Origin of the sequence: Boseongicola aestuarii (assembly GCF_900184815.1) — a bacterium.
Classification (GTDB): domain Bacteria; phylum Pseudomonadota; class Alphaproteobacteria; order Rhodobacterales; family Rhodobacteraceae; genus Boseongicola; species Boseongicola aestuarii.
In genome coordinates this window covers 479,379-498,842 of sequence record NZ_FXXQ01000001.1, presented here as the reverse complement: position 1 = coordinate 498,842, position 19,464 = coordinate 479,379, and the positions used below count along the sequence as shown (strand labels likewise).

The window sequence follows — 19,464 nt, the reverse complement described above, 5'->3', positions numbered from 1 at the left end:
GTTTCTTCTGGGCAGGACCCCATGTCGTTTACTTTGGCCATCGTCGGGCGACCGAATGTCGGAAAATCTACGCTTTTCAACCGGTTGGTTGGGAAAAAGCTTGCCTTGGTGGATGACCAGCCGGGGGTGACTCGGGATTTGCGTGAAGGGGCTGCGCGGCTGGCCGATCTACGGTTTACGGTGATTGACACCGCCGGCCTTGAGGACGCGACCGATGACAGTCTGCCGGGGCGGATGCGCCGATTGACCGAGCGCGCGGTGGAAATGGCGGACGCTTGTCTGTTCATGGTCGATGCGCGCGCAGGAATCTTGCCGGATGACGAGGTGTTTGCTGATATTCTGCGCAAGAAGTCCGCGCATGTGATCCTGGCGGCCAACAAGGCGGAAGGACGGGCCGCAGAGGGCGGTTTGCTTGAGGCCTATTCGCTGGGACTGGGTGATCCGGTGCGGATGTCGGCGGAACACGGCGAAGGCATGACCGAGCTTCTCGACTTTTTGCGCCCCATCGCGGAAGAGGGCGCAAAGGCCGAAGCGGCGGTCGAGGATGCTGCGCCACTAACCAATATTGACGTCAGCGAAGATGATCCGGACGAGGTGCGGATGCCGACCGCGGCGCGGCCATTGCAGGTGGCCGTCGTGGGTCGACCGAACTCTGGAAAATCTACGCTTATCAATCAGTTGCTGGGCGAAGATCGTCTTTTGACCGGACCCGAGGCGGGAATTACGCGGGATGCGATTTCGTTGCCTTTGGATTGGGACGGGATGCCGACCCGGATTTTTGACACCGCCGGAATGCGCAAGAAGGCGCGGGTGCAGGAAAAGCTTGAGAAACTCTCGGTGGCCGATGGCCTGCGAGCGGTGAAATACGCCGAAGTGGTAATCGTGCTGCTGGATGCGGCGATCCCGTTCGAGCAACAAGATTTGCGGATTGCCGATCTGGCCGAGCGCGAGGGGCGCGCGGTGGTTGTTGCGGTGAACAAGTGGGACGTCGAAGAGCACAAGCAGGAAAAGCTGCGCGAATTGCGCGAGGCGTTCGAGCGTTTGCTGCCGCAATTGCGGGGCGCGCCTTTGGTAACGGTTTCGGCCAAGACAGGTCGCGGCATGGACCGGTTGCGCGAGGCAGTCGAGCGGGCCTATGTGACGTGGAACGCGCGTGTGACGACATCCAAACTGAACCGCTGGCTGGCGGGAATGGTCGAGGCGCATCCGCCACCCGCACCCGGCGGGCGACGCATCAAGCTGCGGTATATGACGCAAGCCAAGACGCGACCGCCGGGATTTGTGGTGATGGCGTCGAACCCCGAGAAGTTGTCGGATTCGTATAAACGCTATCTTGTCAATGGGTTACGGATTGATTTTGATATGCCGGGCACGCCAATTCGGCTGTGGTTTCGCAGTCAGGCGGATCAGAACCCTTACAAGGACAAGAAGAAATCCACGCCGTCGCGGCTTCGAAAGCATCTTGGCAAGCCATCGCTGAAAGAGTGACGTTTGCCTTTGTTACTGCGCTAAGGGTGTGCGGTTAACGTATATGAACAGACCTGCGAGCACGGCCGCCCCCAGGGCGGCCAAACCGGCGATCAGTGGCGCTGTCGAGGCATTCTGGACGATGACGGCAACAAGCGCCCAGGCCACCGCGAAGGTGAATATGCCGGGTGATTTGCGGGTGGTGATGATGTTCATTGCGATGGTGAAAGCAAGCGCAATGGCGATGATGGCCCAGACAGTCTGGCCGAAAAGAATACCATAGCCCGCGCCGAGCAAGGCGACCGAAACCGAACTGGCCGCGGTGAGCCAGCCTGCGTAAAGCCCGATGGGCGCGCGCAGAAGCCAGCGATCTTTGGCGGGTGTTCTCAGCAGCGCGACCAGCGCGGAAATCAGCATGGCCCAGATCAGGATGGTCGCCCAGATTGGGCTGAGTTCGGCGACGGGCAGCCAGATTGCTCCGATCGTCAGCGAGACGAACAGGGGTGGGCGCGTCGGGATCCATTCGGGGTCGTCCGGGCGCACGAACAATCCAAAGCCGGTCGACGCCAAAAGCCAGAGATAAATCACGCCCCAGATCGAGAACGCATAGCCCGCTGGCTGGGCAGGCGGGTCGTCTTGCGGGATTGGGTAGGCGTTTGGATCGAACCCGTCGAAGGAGACGACAAACGGGCCGGCGGCAAAGGCGACGGCGGCGGTAAAGGTTAAGATGACATAGGCACGGTGGGATAACATGTCGTTAGAGATGGCGCACCGTGGGTGTGGTGGCAAGGCGTTGCCGGTTTTGTTTTTCACATCGGCGCGCAGGCGCCGTCGGCGGTGTTCTGCGCTTGGGTCGGCTGCAAGTCGCGGTGCCGGGGCGCGGGAAGCAGCGCGAATTGGCCGCAGATTGCTGCGCTTGGCGTGCGGGATTGCGGGGCAGTGTCGAACGCCTCAGGTCAGAGCGGATGCTTCATTGGATCACACGGGCGGGTCCGCCTACCAGTCAAGAGAGTTACTATACGATCTATCTTAATTACAGTTGCTTGCGCGGTGCTTGCCGGTACTGTCTGGGCGCAGACCATAGTCGGGGACAGCGACGGCGACGCCGTTTCCTCGATGGAGGAGTTGCACGCGGCCTACCCGGAAGTCAGCGACGAGCTACTGGTGCAGATCGACGTAGACGAGGACGGCGCGATTGACGAATACGAACGGGCCGCCGCGTTAGCGGGCGGTGTGCTGGGCGGCTAGGTTCCGGTTTTCGGACTAGTTGTTCGGGGCGTCGCCGTCAGTGCCTTTCGCCGGAGGCGGCGTTCTTTGTTCCTCGGCGATGTTAACGATTTCGGCCCGGCGTGCGCGATAGGCGGGGTCGGCGTTCAGGTCGTCAATGCGGGCCTGATGCGCAGCGTTGCAGGCCTCGTGAAGCGCCATGAGTGTCATGTCTTTTTCGAACTCGGCGTGGACCGCACGCGCGAGGGATTTGCCGTTTGAGAGGTCCATTTCGTGGTGCGCACCGCGGTTTCGCCGCCGAAAATAGGCGTTTGAGACCTGTTTGCCTTTGATTACCACGTCGCCGCGCCATGCTTTCACGAGGAAGCTGTCGATGGAGCGCAAAGGGTAGTGTTCCAGCGATACCAGATCGCGGGCGCGGCGCGAATCGAGGCCGTTCTCATTTGGATCGTCGGCCAGTGAACTCACCGGATTGCCCGAACCGTTGAGCCAGACGGCATCGGCGGGGGGAATTGCGAGATCGGGGCGGTGATTGCGGACTTTTTCGATGCGCTTGGACAGGCGGGTGAGGGATTTGACGCCAGCCTTTGCGCGCCAGCGTCCCGGCTTCAGGGATTGATGGGCCGGAAAAAGGTCGGTGACCCAGCCCGGTTGAAAGTGCATCTGGTCATTGGTGCCGTGGTTCAGTTCCGAGATGGACAGGACGTCGAAGGCGGGGAGGTTTTCAAGGAGGCTTTCGAGGGTGCCTTCGGGGGTTCGGATGTTGACGAATTCGTCGACGTCGATCGAAAGCATGAAGTCTGCGGCGCGAAATACCGGCATGGTCTGGACGTAGTTCAGCGCTGTCGGCTGGTAGTAGCCGGAACCGAGAAGGCTGGCGGGATTGGGCAGGTGAGTGAGGTCCCCGCGTGCGTCCAGGTGGTCAAGGAGCGTGTCCGTTCCGTCGGTGCAATCGTTTGAAAACACGACGATATCCGTGATGCCGATGGCTTTGTGCCACGCGAGCCATTCCAGAATGAAGGGGCCTTCGTCTTTCATGCAGGTGGCCAGCAGGGTGCGCGGGTTTTCGGGCGGCCAGTTGGGGGTGCGCTCAAGGATATAGACGGTGGAGGGCCGGGGTTGGGGGTGCGCGGCGAGACCTTTGGATTGGAGCGTTTGCAAGAGCGCGTCGCGGGCTTTGGTGCCGTAGACTTTGGGATGGGTCTCAAGAACGATGGCGCCCACCTGCGAAAGGTCGAGGTCGTCGAAGAGGTCTTGCTCGGCGCCTTCGATGTCACAGGAGATGATCGTCGGACGGAACGTGCGGATAAGGGTGTCGAGACCGAGAGTTTGCACATCATGTTCGGCGGTGAATGGGCGCGATTTGGGTTCGGCGGAAGAGGCCCAAAAATCTGTTCGGGCATAGAATTTGCCGGGTGCGCCGGAGGTTTTTGAGATCAGGCCGTGTTTCAGCGTGGCATTGGAGACAGTGTTCAGGCGCCAGACCTCTTGGATCATGGGGAGAAGTCCGGGATGGGCTTCGATTGAGAGGACTTCGCCCTTTGGAAGAAGCTTTGCGGCGGTGGCGGCAACAAGGCCGAGGCCTCCGCCGAGATCAAGCAGACGATCGTCAGGTTTCAAAAGCGATTTCAGGTGGTTGAGTTCACCTGCTTCGTAACGGCCGTTGCGCAGCGGTTTTTCGATGTTGGGCGTGATGATGTTTGGCACGAAGGGCACGCGCAGCCCGTTTGTGTCGATGATTTCATCGTAGGACAGAGGCGGTTCAAGCGTGTTTTGATTGTCGGCCATGCCTGCTGCTCCGGCTTTTCGGGGAAGTGTCCGCGAAGCCGGAGCGGGGGTCAATGGGGTGTCAGGCAAGTGCGCCTTCGGGCGTGATGCGGGTTTTGCCGCCGAGCCATGGCGACAGGGCTTCGGGCAGGGTCACGCCGCCGTCTTCAGTTTGACCGTTTTCAAGCACCGCGATGAGGCAGCGACCGACCGCGAGGCCGGAACCGTTCAGAGTGTGGACGAACTGCGGCTTGCCGTCTTCGTCGCGGAAGCGTGCGTTCATGCGGCGGGCCTGAAAGTCGCCGCAGGTCGAAACCGACGAAATCTCGCGGTAGGTGTCTTGGCCCGGCAACCAGACTTCGATGTCGTGGGTGCGGCGTGCACCGAAGCCCATGTCTCCGGTGCAAAGAACGACCGTGCGATAGGCAAGGCCAAGGCGTTCGAGGATACCTTCGGCGCAGGCCGTCATGCGGGCGTGTTCGACGTCGGATGTGTCAGGGTGAGTGATCGAGACCATTTCGACTTTTTCGAACTGATGCTGGCGCAGCATTCCAGAAGTGTCGCGGCCCGCACTGCCGGCTTCGGAGCGGAAGCAGTTGGTGTGGGCGACATAGCGGCGCGGCAGGTAGTCGGCGTCGAGCACCGCGCCCGCGACGATGTTGGTGAGCGAGACTTCGGAAGTTGGGATCAGCCACATGCCTTCGCGGGTCTGGTAGCTTTCTTCGGCGAATTTCGGCAGTTGGTTGGTGCCATACATGGCTTCGTCCCGCACCAGAACGGGCGGTATGGTCTCGGTCAGGCCGTTTTCGTCGGTATGAATGTCGAGCATGAATTGCGCCAGAGCGCGGTGCACCCGCGCGACCGCACCGGACAGCAGGACGAAACGGCTGCCAGAGAGTTTGGCGGCGGTCTCGAAATCCATCCCGCCTTGCACGCCTTTGATTTCAAAGTGTTCTTTTGGTTTGAAATCAAAGGTGGGCGGCGTGCCCCAGCGTTTCAGTTCGACGTTGTCGTTTTCGTCGGCGCCTTCGGGAACGTCATCGTATGGCAGGTTTGGAAGCGACATCAGCGCATCGCGCAGTTGCGCATCGAGGTCTTTGGCGACCTGTTCCTGCTCGGCGGTGGCTTTCTTGGTGTCGGCGACTTCGGCGCGCAAACGGTTGAATGTCTCGTCGTCGCCGGCGGCTTTGGCCGCTCCGATTTCCTTTGCCGCGGCGTTGCCCGCGGCCTTCATCGTTTCCGCCGCCTGAATGGCGGCGCGGCGTGCTTCGTCGATAGCCAGGATGTCCGACGACGCGCCCGAGTTCCCGAGCTTTGCCATGGCGGCGTCGAAAGCGGCGGGGTGTTCGCGGATGGCGCGGATGTCGTGCATTGTCCTGTCCTTTTAGAGTGTCGTTTTTGATGGGCGCTATATGGCGGATTTTGGAGGCCGTGGAAATGGGGGAATACGCGATATCGCCCGGATCGTGGGTCGTGGGCTTGATCGGTGCGTCCCAAGCGGGCAGTGATAGGACATGGTTCGGCGTTTTCTCATTTTGTTTGGACTGCTGTGCGCGCAGGCGGCGTCCGCCGATGCGGAGGACTGTTTGCAAGCGCCTTATAAGGGAAAAGCGGCGCCTGCAGCTTTGGTTGAGGTCGTGCGTGACGTCGAGACGGTGTTGGCGCCCTTTGCAGAGTTTCGCACGGCCTGGGCCGAGGCTGGGCCGGAGGTCTGTTTGTCGGGCGATCTGCATGATGAGCGCGGTTTCTTTGATCCTGGCCGAAACCGGATCGTTCTGGATGCCTCGCTTTCGCGGGGTTTGATGGGGGCAGTCCTTATCCACGAGCTGCGACATGTCGAGCAATTTCAGAGGGGTACATGTCCGAGCATTCAGTTGGACATGGCCGAATACGCGCGCGCGACCTTTGCCTTGGAGGCCGATGCCAATGTTTCAAGCGTGGTTGTGGCATGGCAGGCGCGAAGGTCGGGTGAGCCTGCGTTCTGGGATGGTTTGCGCGACTGGGGGATGAGCGGGGATATTGCCGACCGGTTTGAAGAAGTGATGGAGCGAACGGGGGATGTCTCGCTGGCAGCGGCGGCGGCATTTGATCAATGGTATGACTCGGATGTGCGCCGCGAGCGGTATTATGTTGCCAGTTGCAGTGCCTTTCTTGACGAGCAGGACAGGACACATGCCTTGTCCAGCTATGGGGTGTTGCCCCCCGATTATCTTGCAGGGTTGTGCCGATTGCCAGACGGGCGGGCTTATGACTGCGCAGAAGGAAACCTGGCCCCTGTTCGCTGAACGGCGTTTTGATTGCATCTGAGTCCGGTTTGGTGGCCTGCGTTGCTTGCCAACCTTTCAGCCCCTAGATAGGGTGCGCGCCAAGCTGAAATGGGGGCCGCTCAGAGCCTCGACTTAGACAAGGATTAACCAGATGTTCGTCACGCCTGCATATGCGCAAGCGGCTGCCGGTGGCGGGGATGTATTTACGTCTCTCGTCATTCCGATGGTGCTTATTTTCGGTATCATGTATTTCCTGCTTATCCGTCCGCAGCAAAAGAAGCTGAAAGAGCATCAGAGCATGGTCGAGGCATTGCGTCGGGGCGATCAGGTCGTGACCGCTGGTGGGATCGTCGGCAAGGTGACGAAGGTGCGGGACGATGCCGAGATCGAGATCGAGATTGCGACCGGCGTGAATGTTCGCGTCGTAAAGCACACGATTACGCAAGTTCGGTCGAAAACCGAACCCGCGAAGACTTAAGGGTACTTTATGCTTCAGATCGCCGCCTGGAAGCGATTCACCATTTGGGCGGTTTGCCTGATGGGCCTGCTTCTTGCGTTTCCAAACGGGTTTTATTCCCGCGTCGAAATGCACAATGACGCCGTCGCCGAAATCGAAGCGCTTGGGTCTACGCCCGAGCGGGAGGAAGCGGCCGCCCTGTGGCCGTCATTCCTGCCGTCGTCGCTGGTCAATCTGGGGCTTGATTTGCGCGGTGGCGCGCATCTTCTGGCCGAAGTTCAGGTGGCGGACGTCTATGTCGAACGCATGGACGGCTATTGGCTGGGTGTCCGCGATGCCTTGGTGGCGATCCGTGACGATGTTGGATTTGTCGAGCGTGTGGAAGACGCCCCTGAGGGTGAATTGCATGTGCGGATATCGCAGGCCGAGGGATTGCCCGCCGCATTGACGGCGGTGCGTGCCTTGGCGCAACCGGTGGCGTCATTGACGGGTGTCGGGGCGACGGACATTTCGGTGTCGGGTCGCGGAAACACGATCATCGTGTCCTTGTCGCCAGAAGAAAAAGCGGCGACGGACAACCGGACCATTCAGCAGTCACTGGAGATCATCCGGCGTCGTGTTGATGAAGTCGGCACACGCGAGCCGACGATCCAGCGGCAGGGTTCGGACCGGATATTGATCCAGGTGCCGGGGATTGGCTCGGCTGAGGAGTTGAAGGCGCTGATCGGGACGACCGCTAGGCTGACGTTCCATCCGGTGATCCAGCAGACCTCGAACGCGGAAGCGGTTCCGGGGCCCGGCGAGATACTGGTGCAGGATCTGGATGACAGTTCGCTTTACTACATTCTGGAGCGGACAGCCGTGGTGACGGGCGACGATCTGGTCGACGCACAGCCCGGTTTCGACCAGAATGGGTTGCCGTCGGTGACCTTCCGGTTCAATCCGTCAGGTGCGCGGGTGTTCGGGCGTTACACCACGGAAAACACCGGGGCGCCGTTTGCGATTGTTTTGGATAATCAGGTGATTACCGCCCCTCGGATCAACGAGCCGATCACAGGCGGCTCGGGGCAAATCACCGGGAACTTTACGGTCGATAGCTCGACTCAATTGGCGGTTTTGTTGCGTGCGGGTGCCTTGCCGGCCGAGATGACTTTCCTTGAAGAGCGCACTATCGGGCCCGATTTGGGCGAGGATTCAATCCGAGCGGGGCGCATTGCCGCGCTGATTGCTTTCGCGGCGGTGCTGGTCTTTATGGCTTTGTCCTATGGTTTGTTCGGGATTTTCGCGAATCTCGCCTTGCTGCTGAACGTGGCGTTGCTGTTCGGTCTTCTGAGCCTTCTGGGTGCGACTTTGACCCTCCCGGGGATTGCAGGGATCGTGTTGACGATCGGTATGGCGGTTGACGCCAACGTGCTGGTTTTTGAGCGAATACGCGAGGAACTGAAGACCGCGAAGGGGCCGAGCCGCGCGATCGAGCTTGGCTATGAAAAGGCTCTGAGCGCGATTATCGATGCCAACATTACGACCTTCATGACGGCGATGATCCTGTTCGCATTGGGGTCGGGGCCGGTGAAGGGCTTTGCGGTGACGCTGATGATCGGGATCGTGACTTCGGTATTTACGGCAATTTTTGTGACGCGACTGATCGTCGTCATGTGGTTTGAGCGGAAGCGTCCGCGGACAATCGAGGTTTGATGATATGCGACTGAGACTTGTTCCCGCAGAGACCAACTATGATTTTTTCAAGCTTCGTTATGTGACGATGGGCGCCTCGGTGGTTGCGATGATCGTTTCGATTGTCTTGTGGCTGACGGTAGGGCTGAACTTCGGCATTGATTTCCGGGGCGGCACGACGATCCGTTCGGAGGCTGTGCAGCCCGTGGACGTTGCCGCGTACCGTCAGGCGGTAGATGCGCTGCAATTGGGGGATGTGGCAATTTCCCAGGTGTTCGATCCAACCTTCGCGGACGATCAGAACGTGTCGATGATCCGAATTCAGGCGCAGGACGGTCAGGAAAGCGTCACCGGGACGGTCATCGCCGAGATGGAGGCCGCCCTGAAGGCGGTGGACCCGTCGTTGAAGTTTACCTCGGTGGAAAGCGTCGGACCGAAGGTCTCGGGCGAATTGATTCGTACCGCCGTGATCGCGGTTGCGGCAGCAATGGCGGCGATCCTTTTCTATATCTGGCTGCGGTTCGAGTGGCAGTTTTCGGTGGGTGCCGTAGTGGCGTTGTTCCATGATGTGATCCTGACGATCGGCATCTTCAGTCTGTTGCAGATCCGGTTCGATCTGGCGACGATTGCGGCGATCCTGACGATTGTGGGCTATTCGATCAACGACACGGTGGTGATCTTCGACCGGCTTCGCGAGAACCTTCGCAAGTTCAAGACGACGCCGTTGCAGGAAGTTATGAACATGTCGGTAAACGAGACGTTGAGCCGGACGCTGATGACCTCGGGAACCACTTTGCTGGCCTTGATTGCTCTGTTGTTTTTGGGCGGAGACGTGATCCGTGGCTTTGTTTTCGCGATCACATGGGGTGTGATTGTCGGCACCTATTCATCGGTTTACGTGGCAAAGAACGTGGTTCTTTTTCTGGGCGTCAAGCGCGACTGGTCCAAACCTGATGGTGGTTCGGGCGGAGGCGGTGCTGGCACTCAGTTCGCGAATATAGATGCCTGAGGTCTTCTCCGTGGCACTGGCCACGGAGGGCCTTTACTTCATTGCATTTGGCGCTTTCCTTGCAGGAATTGTGCGCGGGTTCACCGGTTTCGGCACAGCAATGGTGTTCATGCCGATCGCGGCTCAGTTTCTGGGGCCGTTCGAAGCCTTGACCGTCATGTTGGTGAAGGATCTCGTGGCGCCTTTGATGCATGTGCCGCGTGCGTTGCGGGAAGGTCAGCCGGGCGATGTTGTGCGGCTTGGTATCGGGGCGGTGCTGGCGGTTCCTCTGGGTGTTTTCCTGTTAAGCCTGATTGACCCGGTGACGTTTCGCTGGGGGGTGTCGTTAACGTCGTTTACGCTTTTGGTGCTGCTGGTTGCAGGAGTGCGCTACCGGGGCGTCTTGACGAAGACACTGATCTATTTGGCCGGTGGATTTGGTGGGCTTTTGGCGGGGTCTGTCGGATTGCCGGGGCCACCGGTCATCATGCTTTACATGGCGTCGACATTGCCTGTTTCGGCGGTGCGCGCGAACCTGACCTTGTATCTCATACTTGCGGATCTCATTCTGGTCGCGGTCTTGTGGGTCGGAGGTTTTCTGGTGTTTGCCGCGCTTGCGCTTGGCGTTCTGATGATCGCGCCCTATCTTGCCGGGAACTGGGCAGGGGCGGTGTTGTTCCGGCCTGAAGCCGAGAAGGTTTACCGCTGGGTCGCGTATTTGATCATAGCGGCATCTGCGCTGTCGGGAATGCCGATCTGGGATTGAGGAAGCTTTGGCGATGCGACTGAATGAGGTCACTTTCAATGATGCGGTGCCTGTCGATGGCTATGGGCCGGGGTTCTTTCGTCTGGGTGGTGCGGTGTATGATGCGCCGGTTGCGGTTTTGCCGTCGGGCGTGTCAGCCTGGGGCGGATTTGAAGACGCGTCGCTGTTCGTGGCGGCTGACGTTGACATCGATTTTCTGCTGGTCGGCACGGGTGCGGATATTGCGCATATTCCGAGCGCTTTTCGCGGGGCGTTGGAAGCGGTCGGCATCGGTGTCGAGATCATGGCCTCGCCGCAGGCGTGCCGCACATACAACGTGTTGCTGGGTGAGGGGCGCCGTGTGGGCGTGGCTTTGATCGGCATCTGAGCGCGACAGAGATTTACTGCCTCCGGCGGTGGTATTTTCAAAAGGGTGAAGTGACGCTTTGGCGCATGTCTGGCGTGGACAATGGGCGAGGGTTGGGCCATGCCTAGGGGCAATGGTAGAGCCTTTGTTGAAAGTTGTGGATTTAGCCTGTGCGCGGGGCGGTTTGACCGTTCTGGAAGGCGTGTCGTTTGAGGTCGCGTCCGGGTCGGCATTGGTGCTGCGCGGGCCGAACGGGTCGGGCAAGACCACGTTGTTGCGCACGCTGGCGGAGTTGCAGCCAGCGGTGTCCGGGGAGATTTTCGCGCCCGAGGACACGGTGGCCTATGCGGGTCATGCCGATGGTCTGAAGGGGACATTGAGTGTCGGTGAAAACCTGACGTTCTGGGGAAGTCTTTTCGGGTTCGGGGATATAGCGCCGGCGCTGGATGCGTTCGAGTTGCGCGATCTGGTGGCGCGTCCGGCGCAGTCTTTGTCGGCGGGTCAGAAGCGGAGGCTTGGATTGGCGCGATTGCTTGTCACGGGGCGGCCGGTCTGGTTGCTGGACGAGCCGACGGTGTCGTTGGATGTAGCGGCCGTGGGTTTGTTCGGACGCGCGGTCGAGCGGCATCTGGCCGGGGGTGGCATCGCGGTGATTGCCACGCATATCGATCTGGGGATTGATGCGGACGTTCTGGATTTGAGCGGCTTTCGGGCCAGCGCGCCGCAGGGCGGGGCGTTTGATGAGGCCTTTGCATGAGGGGGCTGTTGATCCGGGATCTGCGGTTGGCGATCCGGGCCGGTGGCGGGTTCGGGCTGGCGTTGGCGTTCTTTCTGATCGTGGTCATTCTGGTCCCGTTCGGGGTCGGGCCTTCGGCGAATGTGCTTGCGCCGATTGCGCCGGGTATCTTGTGGCTTGGCGCCCTTTTGGCTTGTCTCTTGTCGCTGGACCGGATTTTCGCGACCGATTTCGAGGATGGCTCGCTTGAGTTTTTGGCAACCGCGCCGGTGCCTCTGGAGGGAGTGGTGGCCGTGAAAGCGCTGGCGCATTGGCTGACGACAGGTTTGCCGTTGACGCTGGCCGCGCCTGTGTTCGGCATATTCCTGAACTTGCCAGGCGGTGGTTATGGCTGGCTGGTGGCTTCTTTGGCGCTTGGAACGCCGGCGCTGAGCATGATCGGTGCGTTCGGCGCGGCACTGACGGTCGGACTGAAGCGGGGTGGATTGCTTTTGTCATTGCTTGTTTTGCCGCTCTATATTCCGACGCTGATTTTCGGCGCGGACACGGTGCGGCGGGGTGTCGAAGGGTTGGATGCGGGAACGCCGCTGATCCTGATGGCGGGCATCACCTTCGGAACTCTGGCCCTGTTGCCATTTGCGGGGGCTGCGGCACTCCGCGTCAATCTGCGCTAGGCCGTTCGCGCGGTCGTGTCTTGTGGGCCTTTCGCGGGCGGATTAGAAGAACATATGTCATTTTGGGAATACGCAAATCCGCGCCGTTTCATGGCCTTTACTGACCGGGTGATGGGGCCTGCGTTCGTGCTTGCGGCTGTGGCGTTGTCCGTCGGGCTGGTCTGGGGCTTTTTCTTCACGCCGGATGATTTCCGTCAGGGCTCGACCGTCAAGATCATCTACCTGCACGTGCCGTCGGCCTTCATGGCGATCAATATCTGGGTAATGATGTTGGTCACGTCGCTGATCTGGCTGATCCGCCGTCACCATGTGTCGGCTCTGGCGGCCAAGGCGGCGGCCCCGGTCGGGGTGACCATGACGCTGATCGCTTTGATGACCGGAGCGATCTGGGGGCAACCGATGTGGGGGACCTTCTGGGCGTGGGACCCGCGGCTGACGTCGTTCTTGATCCTGTTCCTGTTCTATCTTGGCTACATGGCTCTTTGGTCGGCGATCGAGGATCCGGATACGGCGGCGGACCTGACTTCGGTACTTTGTCTGGTGGGATCGGTTTTTGCGTTTTTGTCGCGCTATGCGGTGAATTTCTGGAATCAGGGTCTTCATCAGGGGGCGTCCTTGTCGATGGACGCCGAAGAGAACATTTCGGATGTGTTCTGGTTCCCGCTTCTGGTCTGCCTTGCCGGGTTCTTTTTCTTGTTCCTTGCGCTGGTGCTGTTGCGGACCCGAACCGAAATTCGCAAGCGCCGGGCGCATGCGATCACCTTGCGGGAGCGTGCGGCCTGATGCCTGATCTTGGACGATATGCGCTTGAGGTGAGTCTCGCCTATGGGGTGTCGCTTTTGCTTTTGGTGGGCATCGTGGCGGTGAGTGTCGCGCAGTCGCGTCGCACCAAGCGGCTTTTGGATGAAGCCGAGGCCCGGTGGAAGAAATGAAGAAGATCCCGCTTTTGGCGATCTTGCCACCGGTGATTTTCGCCGCCCTGGCCGGGTTGTTTCTGGGTGGCATGTTTCGCGATGATCCGGACGCTTTGCCGTCCACCCTGGTAGGCGCGCCAGCGCCGCAGGTGGATGTTTCGCCCATCCCCGGCTTTGTCCCGTTCACACGGGCGGTTCTGGAACAGCCGGGTGTGAAGATCGTGAATTTCTGGGCGAGTTGGTGCGCGCCGTGCCGGGTCGAGCATCCTTACCTGATGCAATTGCAGGCCGAGGGATTGCCGATTTACGGGGTCAATCAGCGTGACAAACCGGAAAACGCACGGGCGTTTCTGGCCGAGCTAGGGAACCCATACGAGGGCATCGGCGGCGACGCAAATGGGCGGGTCTCGCTGGATTGGGGGGTGTACGGTTTGCCGGAGACCTTCGTGATCGATGGCGAAGGTACTGTCTTGTTGCGGTTTGCCGGGCCTGTCACCGAGGTCATTCTGGAAAACCGTATCCGTCCGGCGCTGGCGGCAGCAGCAGACTAGACTGGCTTTACGGTGGCCTTCGGTTCAGGAGCCGAACAGCCAGACGGCCATCAAAGCGAGAAGGGCGGCACCCTCCATGGGCGGTACAGATGTTGGAAAGGCCCGGGCAATCACCCGGAGGCGGTCACTTGTCCGCTGGATACTCATTAACGAAACCCCACATACATTTACGCCTTTCTTTTGCCGGATTCGGGGGCGTTTGCCGAGGAAACAATAGGTTTCAGCCGATATTGTCCGGGTTTGAGAGACAATCAGGGCTGTGCGCGCGGTTTGGTTGTGAGGCGGAACACAAATCCGTGCGTGGACGGCGACAGCTTTGGGCAGGGTGCTAGTTTCTTTCAAAAGGAGTTTTGCATGTTCAGGATTTTGATGGCTTTGGTCGTCGCGCTGTTCATCGCGCCCGCAGTCGTCAGCGCGCAGCAGGTGATGTTTGGCAATGGCTGGAAAGAGCAGCGGTTTTCGATGCTTTCCAGCAATGATTTCTCGCTGAACGGAGACAGCCTTGGGGTGCACTCGGACGGGACGGTGTCGCTTTTGTGGACAGCTTTGCCGCCCTCGGCTTGGCAAAGCCGGGTGGCGCGATGGGCTTGGGCAGTCGAGACATCCGTGACGGCGACCGATCTGACACAAAAGGGCGGCGATGATCGCAATATGTCGGTCTATTTCATTTTCCTGCAGGACAGCAGCCTTGCAGCCGCCGAGGGAAAAGGTGTGATGGCGTTGCTGGATAACCCAGATGTGCGTGTTTTGATGTATGTCTGGGGTGGCGCGGAAAGCCCCGATACAGTGCTTCCGACGCCTTATCTGGGGCCGCGCGGGCGCTCGATCATCAAGCGCGGCGCGGGGACGGGGGCGGCCACGGAAATCGCGGATCTGGCGCGGGATTTTCGGCGCGCCTTCGGGGAGGAACTGGAAAACCTGGTCGGGCTGGCTGTTTCGGCGGACAGCGACGACACGGGCGGCGAGATTGACGCGCGCCTGTCGCGGTTACGGCTGGAGTAGGATCCGCTGGAGCGTCGCGCCGATACGGCACCAGAAAAAAAGCCCCGCCGATAGATCGACGGGGCTTTTTCTTTTTTGATGCAGGGATTTAAGCTGCTGCGAGGTTGCGCAGAACGTAGTGCAGCACGCCACCATGTTCGATGTATTCTTTCTCGATGGCGGTATCGATCCGGCATTTGATCTGGATGTCTTTGGTCGTGCCATCCGGATAGGTGATCGTGCAAGGGACGTTCGAAAGCGGTTTGAGGTCGCCTTCGAGTCCGGTGATCGACACTGTTTCGTCGCCAGTCAGGCCAAGCGATTTGCGGGTGTCACCACCGGTGAACTCGAACGGAATCACGCCCATGCCAACGAGGTTCGAGCGGTGGATACGTTCGAAGCTTTCGGCAATCACGGCTTTGACGCCCAGAAGCGCGGTGCCTTTGGCGGCCCAGTCACGGCTGGAGCCTGCGCCGTATTGCTCGCCACCGAAGACAACCAGCGGTGTGCCCTGCTTCTGATAGGCCATCGCGGCATCGAAGATCGACTGCTGCGTGCCGTCGGGGCCTTTGGTGTAGCCGCCTTCAACGCCGTCCAGCATTTCGTTCTTGATACGGATGTTGGCAAAGGTGCCGCGCATCATGATCTGGTGGTTGCCGCGGCGCGAGCCGTAAGAGTTGAACTCGCGCGGGGCGACCTGACGGTCGATCAGGTACTGACCGGCGGGGGTCGATTCCTTGAATGAACCAGCCGGCGAGATGTGGTCGGTTGTGATCATGTCACCGAGAACCGCAAGAACGCGGGCATCGTGCAGGTTTGAGATTACGCCGGGTTCGGCGGCCATACCTTCGAAGTAGGGTGGGTTCTGGACGTAGGTCGAGGACGACGGCCAGTCATAGGTGAGGCTGTCGGTTGTCTCGACGCCCTGCCATTTCTCGTCACCGGTGAAGACTTCGGCGTATTTCGACATGAAGGCTTCGCGCGTAACTGTGGCCTCTACGAGGTCGGCGATCTCTTTCTGTGTCGGCCAGATATCTTTCAGATAGACATCATTGCCATCCTTGTCCTGACCGAGGGGTTCAGACGTGAGGTCGATGTCCAGCGTGCCAGCCAGAGCGTAGGCCACGACCAGCGGTGGCGAGGCAAGGTAGTTGGCGCGCACATCGGGGCTGATCCGGCCTTCGAAGTTACGGTTTCCGGAAAGGACCGAGGTGGCGACCAGGTCGCCGTCTGCGATAGCCTTGGAAAGTTCGGGCTGGATCGGGCCTGAGTTGCCGATGCAGGTTGTGCAGCCATATCCGACGAGGTTGAAGCCGATGGCATCAAGGTCTTCCTGAAGATTTGCCGCTTCAAGATAGGCCGAAACCACCTGTGAGCCGGGGGCGAGAGATGTTTTCACCCAAGGTTTACGATTCAGCCCAAGTGCGCGCGCTTTGCGTGCGACCAGGCCCGCGCCGATCATCACGTAAGGGTTGGATGTATTGGTGCAGGACGTGATCGACGCGATCACGACTTTACCAGATTCCAAGGTATAGTCCTCGCCTTCGACGGGCACTTCTTTACCCATCGGGCGTTTGAAGGTTTCGGCCATTTCGCGGGAGAAGGCCGTCTTGGCATTGTCCAGCGCGACAAAGTCCTGCGGGCGCTTGGGGCCGGAAATCGCCGGAACAATGGTGCCCATATCGAGGCTGAGTGTGTCGGTGTAGACGGGGGCGTAATCTGCGCCGCGCCAGAAACCGTTCTCTTTTGCGTAGGCCTCGACCAGAGCGATACGCTCTTCCGAGCGGCCCGTTGTGCGCAGGTAGCGCAGCGTTTCGCCGTCGACCGGGAAGAAGCCGCAGGTGGCGCCATATTCCGGCGCCATGTTGGCGATTGTCGCGCGGTCGGCAAGTGGCAGGGTGTCGAGTCCTGCACCATAGAATTCGACAAATTTAGAGACGACGCCTTTCGCGCGCAGCATTTCGACGACTTTCAGCACCAGGTCTGTGCCGGTGGTGCCTTCTGTCATCTCGCCGGTCAGTTCAAAGCCGACGACTTCGGGAATGAGCATTGAGATCGGCTGACCCAGCATCGCAGCTTCGGCTTCGATGCCGCCGACGCCCCAGCCGAGAACGGCAAGGCCGTTGACCATGGTCGTGTGGCTGTCGGTGCCGACAAGCGTGTCAGGATAGGCGACGGTTTCGCCGTGCTGATCCTTGTCGGACCAGACTGCCTGCGAGAGATATTCGAGGTTCACCTGGTGGCAAATCCCGGTTCCGGGTGGCACGACGCGGAAATTATTGAACGCGGACTGTCCCCATTTGAGGAAAGTATAACGCTCCATGTTACGCTCGTATTCACGGTCGACGTTCATCTGGAAGGCACGAGGGTTGCCGAATTCGTCGATCATCACCGAGTGGTCGATGACAAGGTCAACCGGGTTCAGGGGGTTGATCTTTTCAGCGTCGCCACCGAGGGCCACAATTCCGTCGCGCATGGCGGCAAGGTCAACCACGGCCGGGACGCCGGTGAAGTCCTGCATAAGAACGCGGGCAGGGCGGTAGGCGATTTCGCGGGGGTTCTTGCCACCTTTGTCGGCCCACTCGGAGAAGGCTTTGATATCGTCCACAGTGACGGTCTTGCCGTCCTCAAAGCGCAGCATGTTTTCCAGCACGACCTTCAGGGCCGCAGGCAGGCGCGAGAAGTCGCCAAGGCCGGCTGCTTCGGCGGCGGGGATAGAATAATAGGCGACCGACTGGTTGCCGACAGTGAGCGTCTTGCGGGTTTTGGCGGTGTCCTGGCCAACGGTGATGGGCATGTCGGGTGGCTCCCTTGAATAGAGGTTTGCGCTTTATGGCGCGCGTGACTTGAGCTTTCTGTAGCGTTTCGAATGTGCGTAGCGCAAGGGGGATGCGGTAATTTGTATACCATAGTGTACAGTATTTCTACAAACTTGGGAGACTTTTGTAACGTGCTCTCGCAAAACCTTGATTGGCGTGTTTGGATGCAAGGCGATAGTCAGGCAGCCTAAGGTAGATATGGATGGCGGTTATGCGGCTTTTGGTTTGGTTCTCGGCAATCTGGATGGCGCTGGCGTCTTTTGCTGCGGCGGAAGAAGCGGTGGTTGTAGAGTTGTTCACGTCGCAGGGTTGTTCGTCGTGTCCACCTGCCGACAAGATCCTGTCAGAGCTTTCCAAACGGGAGGACATCATCGCTTTGGCGCTGCATGTGGATTATTGGGACTATATCGGCTGGAAGGACGCTTTCGCCGATCCGGCACACACGATTCGCCAGCGCGGGTATTCCCGCGCCGCCGGAAAGCAGACGATTTACACCCCACAGATGGTGGTCGGCGGGGTTGATCACGTGGTCGGCTCGAACCCGATGAAGCTGATGGACACGATTGAGGCGCACCGCGCGCGCGTCAAGCCGGCGTCGGTCACACTGGGACGGGACGGCGACCGGGTATCGGTGTCGATCCGCGCGACCGGACCCATGCCGTCGGGCGGCGCGGTGGTGCAGGTAGCGACCGTGACGCCGATGGAGACCGTCGAAATCCGTCGTGGAGAGAATGCTGGGCGCACGCTGAATTACCACAATATCGTTCGCAAGCTGGTTGAGATCGGCAAGTGGGACGGGCGCGGGACCTATCGCGCTTCGGTCAGGGTGCCGGACGGGGTGCGGGTGGTCGTGTTGGTTCAACGCTCGGCTTCAGGGCCGATTTTGGGCGCCGCGCAGTTGCGCTAGGGCTTTGCAGTCGCCCGGCCTGGCCGTTTCCAGCGTTTATGAATCCAAAACCACTGATCCATGTGGGCGCGCGTGATCGCTTCAACGCTATCGTTGTAGGTTTGCATCATCTTTTCCGGTTCACCGTGCGGGATTGGGGTGTCCGCGAAAATCCGGAAGGTCAGGCCATCTGGTTGGCGCAGGCCGTATATGGGCACAAGCAAGGCATCATATTTCAGTGCCCATTCGGCAGCGGACACCGGCGTATGAGCGGGCTGGCCGAAAAAGGTCAAGAGGGGCGCTTTGGTAGAGCCGATGTCGCCGACGATCCCGATGGTGCCGCCCTTTTTCAGGTGCGAGATAAGCGAGGCGATCCCGCGGCTTGTTGTTGGATAGACCGGGCTGGCGATTTGCTCGACTGCTTCGACATAGTGGTCGTTGAAGCCGGTGTTACGCATCGGTTTGTAGAGCGCGGCCATTTCGTGGCCCGCCTGGGCGAAGGCGCCACGCACAGCGTCGTAATTGCCGATATGCGCCGTGAGAAGGACGATGGGACGGCCTTGTTTCTTGGCCTCGTTGATCGCTTCGATGCCGGGGCCACTTTGGGGTGCGTCCCTGACCCTGTCGAGAAAGGCGTCACCCGAGTAGATTTCAATCAGGGTGCGTCCGACGTTGTTGGCGACACGCGCTGAGATGCGATGCTTTTCAGCCTCAGACATTTCGGGCGCGACGAGGTCGAGGTTGGCGCGGACGCGCTTGTTCCAGCCCGAGAGTGGCGCAAGAACCGTTTGCACCAGCCAGCCGACAAGGCGGACGCGGGTCTCGTAAGGCAGCAAGAGCGCACCACGAAGCACGGATTGCGCTGCAATGTTCTGCACTTTGTGTGCGAGGGGGGGCGCGGGAGCGGGTACTGGCGGCGTTGTTTTCGACATGCGCCTTCTAGA

The 19,464-nt window shown here is 59.9% G+C and carries 20 protein-coding genes; 15 read left to right on the top strand and 5 right to left on the bottom strand.

What is annotated here, in order from left to right:
• The first annotated feature begins 21 nt into the window (after window positions 1-21).
• Window positions 22-1,488, top strand: a complete 1,467-nt coding sequence (der, locus tag BOA8489_RS02455) for a ribosome biogenesis GTPase Der (protein WP_093972362.1) — start codon at window positions 22-24, stop codon at window positions 1,486-1,488.
• 12 nt (window positions 1,489-1,500) lie between these two features.
• Here the strand turns inward: der and BOA8489_RS02450 are convergent, their stop codons facing one another.
• Window positions 1,501-2,280, bottom strand: coding sequence for a TspO-related membrane protein (locus BOA8489_RS02450; RefSeq protein WP_245813629.1), 780 nt, complete (start codon window positions 2,278-2,280; stop codon window positions 1,501-1,503).
• Between the two features lie 237 nt (window positions 2,281-2,517).
• Between BOA8489_RS02450 and BOA8489_RS20105 the strand changes: the two genes are divergently transcribed.
• Window positions 2,518-2,715 carry a hypothetical protein gene (locus tag BOA8489_RS20105; protein WP_141138217.1) on the top strand — a complete coding sequence of 66 codons (198 nt, stop codon included), beginning with the start codon at window positions 2,518-2,520 and terminating at the stop codon, window positions 2,713-2,715.
• 15 nt (window positions 2,716-2,730) lie between these two features.
• Here BOA8489_RS20105 and BOA8489_RS02440 read toward each other — a convergent pair whose 3' ends face one another.
• The gene (locus BOA8489_RS02440) at window positions 2,731-4,482 is read right to left on the bottom strand and encodes an FkbM family methyltransferase (protein ID WP_093972359.1); all 1,752 of its coding nucleotides are present in this window, start codon (window positions 4,480-4,482) and stop codon (window positions 2,731-2,733) included.
• Between the two features lie 61 nt (window positions 4,483-4,543).
• Window positions 4,544-5,833 carry a serine--tRNA ligase gene (gene serS / locus BOA8489_RS02435; protein WP_093972358.1) on the bottom strand — a complete coding sequence of 430 codons (1,290 nt, stop codon included), beginning with the start codon at window positions 5,831-5,833 and terminating at the stop codon, window positions 4,544-4,546.
• Between the two features lie 142 nt (window positions 5,834-5,975).
• Between serS and BOA8489_RS02430 the strand changes: the two genes are divergently transcribed.
• From BOA8489_RS02430 to BOA8489_RS02375, 12 genes are all read left to right on the top strand, one after another.
• Window positions 5,976-6,746 (top strand): DUF6782 family putative metallopeptidase, encoded by a 771-nt coding sequence (locus tag BOA8489_RS02430; protein WP_093972357.1) that lies wholly within the window; start codon window positions 5,976-5,978, stop codon window positions 6,744-6,746.
• Window positions 6,747-6,879: 133 nt separating this feature from the next.
• Window positions 6,880-7,206, top strand: a complete 327-nt coding sequence (gene yajC, locus BOA8489_RS02425; RefSeq protein ID WP_093972356.1) for a preprotein translocase subunit YajC — start codon at window positions 6,880-6,882, stop codon at window positions 7,204-7,206.
• 9 nt (window positions 7,207-7,215) lie between these two features.
• Window positions 7,216-8,880: a protein translocase subunit SecD gene (gene secD, locus BOA8489_RS02420; protein ID WP_093972355.1), complete on the top strand. Its 1,665-nt coding sequence runs from the start codon at window positions 7,216-7,218 to the stop codon at window positions 8,878-8,880.
• Window positions 8,881-8,884: 4 nt separating this feature from the next.
• The gene (gene secF / locus BOA8489_RS02415; RefSeq protein ID WP_093972354.1) at window positions 8,885-9,868 is read left to right on the top strand and encodes a protein translocase subunit SecF; all 984 of its coding nucleotides are present in this window, start codon (window positions 8,885-8,887) and stop codon (window positions 9,866-9,868) included.
• A gap of 10 nt (window positions 9,869-9,878) precedes the next feature.
• Entirely contained in the window at window positions 9,879-10,613 is a 735-nt protein-coding gene (locus tag BOA8489_RS02410; RefSeq protein ID WP_176440179.1) for a sulfite exporter TauE/SafE family protein, read from the top strand.
• Between the two features lie 13 nt (window positions 10,614-10,626).
• Window positions 10,627-10,980 (top strand): Mth938-like domain-containing protein, encoded by a 354-nt coding sequence (locus BOA8489_RS02405; protein ID WP_093972352.1) that lies wholly within the window; start codon window positions 10,627-10,629, stop codon window positions 10,978-10,980.
• Between the two features lie 112 nt (window positions 10,981-11,092).
• The gene (ccmA, locus tag BOA8489_RS02400; RefSeq protein WP_093972351.1) at window positions 11,093-11,716 is read left to right on the top strand and encodes a heme ABC exporter ATP-binding protein CcmA; all 624 of its coding nucleotides are present in this window, start codon (window positions 11,093-11,095) and stop codon (window positions 11,714-11,716) included.
• Complete coding sequence (gene ccmB / locus BOA8489_RS02395; RefSeq protein ID WP_093972350.1) at window positions 11,713-12,369, top strand: heme exporter protein CcmB; 657 nt, start codon at window positions 11,713-11,715, stop codon at window positions 12,367-12,369. The genes ccmA and ccmB overlap by 4 nt, the downstream gene beginning before the upstream one ends.
• A 54-nt stretch (window positions 12,370-12,423) precedes the next feature.
• Window positions 12,424-13,152, top strand: a complete 729-nt coding sequence (locus BOA8489_RS02390) for a heme ABC transporter permease (protein ID WP_093972349.1) — start codon at window positions 12,424-12,426, stop codon at window positions 13,150-13,152.
• Window positions 13,152-13,301, top strand: a complete 150-nt coding sequence (ccmD, locus tag BOA8489_RS02385) for a heme exporter protein CcmD (RefSeq protein WP_093972348.1) — start codon at window positions 13,152-13,154, stop codon at window positions 13,299-13,301. Before BOA8489_RS02390 ends, ccmD begins: the two co-directional genes overlap by 1 nt.
• Entirely contained in the window at window positions 13,298-13,834 is a 537-nt protein-coding gene (locus tag BOA8489_RS02380; protein WP_093972347.1) for a DsbE family thiol:disulfide interchange protein, read from the top strand. Before ccmD ends, BOA8489_RS02380 begins: the two co-directional genes overlap by 4 nt.
• Window positions 13,835-14,188: 354 nt before the next feature.
• The gene (locus tag BOA8489_RS02375) at window positions 14,189-14,836 is read left to right on the top strand and encodes a DUF3047 domain-containing protein (protein ID WP_093972346.1); all 648 of its coding nucleotides are present in this window, start codon (window positions 14,189-14,191) and stop codon (window positions 14,834-14,836) included.
• 88 nt (window positions 14,837-14,924) lie between these two features.
• On the opposite strand, the gene acnA is transcribed toward BOA8489_RS02375, so the two are convergent.
• Window positions 14,925-17,612, bottom strand: a complete 2,688-nt coding sequence (gene acnA, locus BOA8489_RS02370; protein WP_093972345.1) for an aconitate hydratase AcnA — start codon at window positions 17,610-17,612, stop codon at window positions 14,925-14,927.
• A 233-nt stretch (window positions 17,613-17,845) separates the two neighbouring features.
• Between acnA and BOA8489_RS02365 the strand changes: the two genes are divergently transcribed.
• Window positions 17,846-18,541: a DUF1223 domain-containing protein gene (locus BOA8489_RS02365; RefSeq protein WP_093972504.1), complete on the top strand. Its 696-nt coding sequence runs from the start codon at window positions 17,846-17,848 to the stop codon at window positions 18,539-18,541.
• Here the strand turns inward: BOA8489_RS02365 and BOA8489_RS02360 are convergent.
• Window positions 18,538-19,452, bottom strand: a complete 915-nt coding sequence (locus BOA8489_RS02360) for a lysophospholipid acyltransferase family protein (protein WP_093972344.1) — start codon at window positions 19,450-19,452, stop codon at window positions 18,538-18,540. The genes BOA8489_RS02365 and BOA8489_RS02360 overlap by 4 nt on opposite strands.
• Window positions 19,453-19,464: the final 12 nt, after the last annotated feature.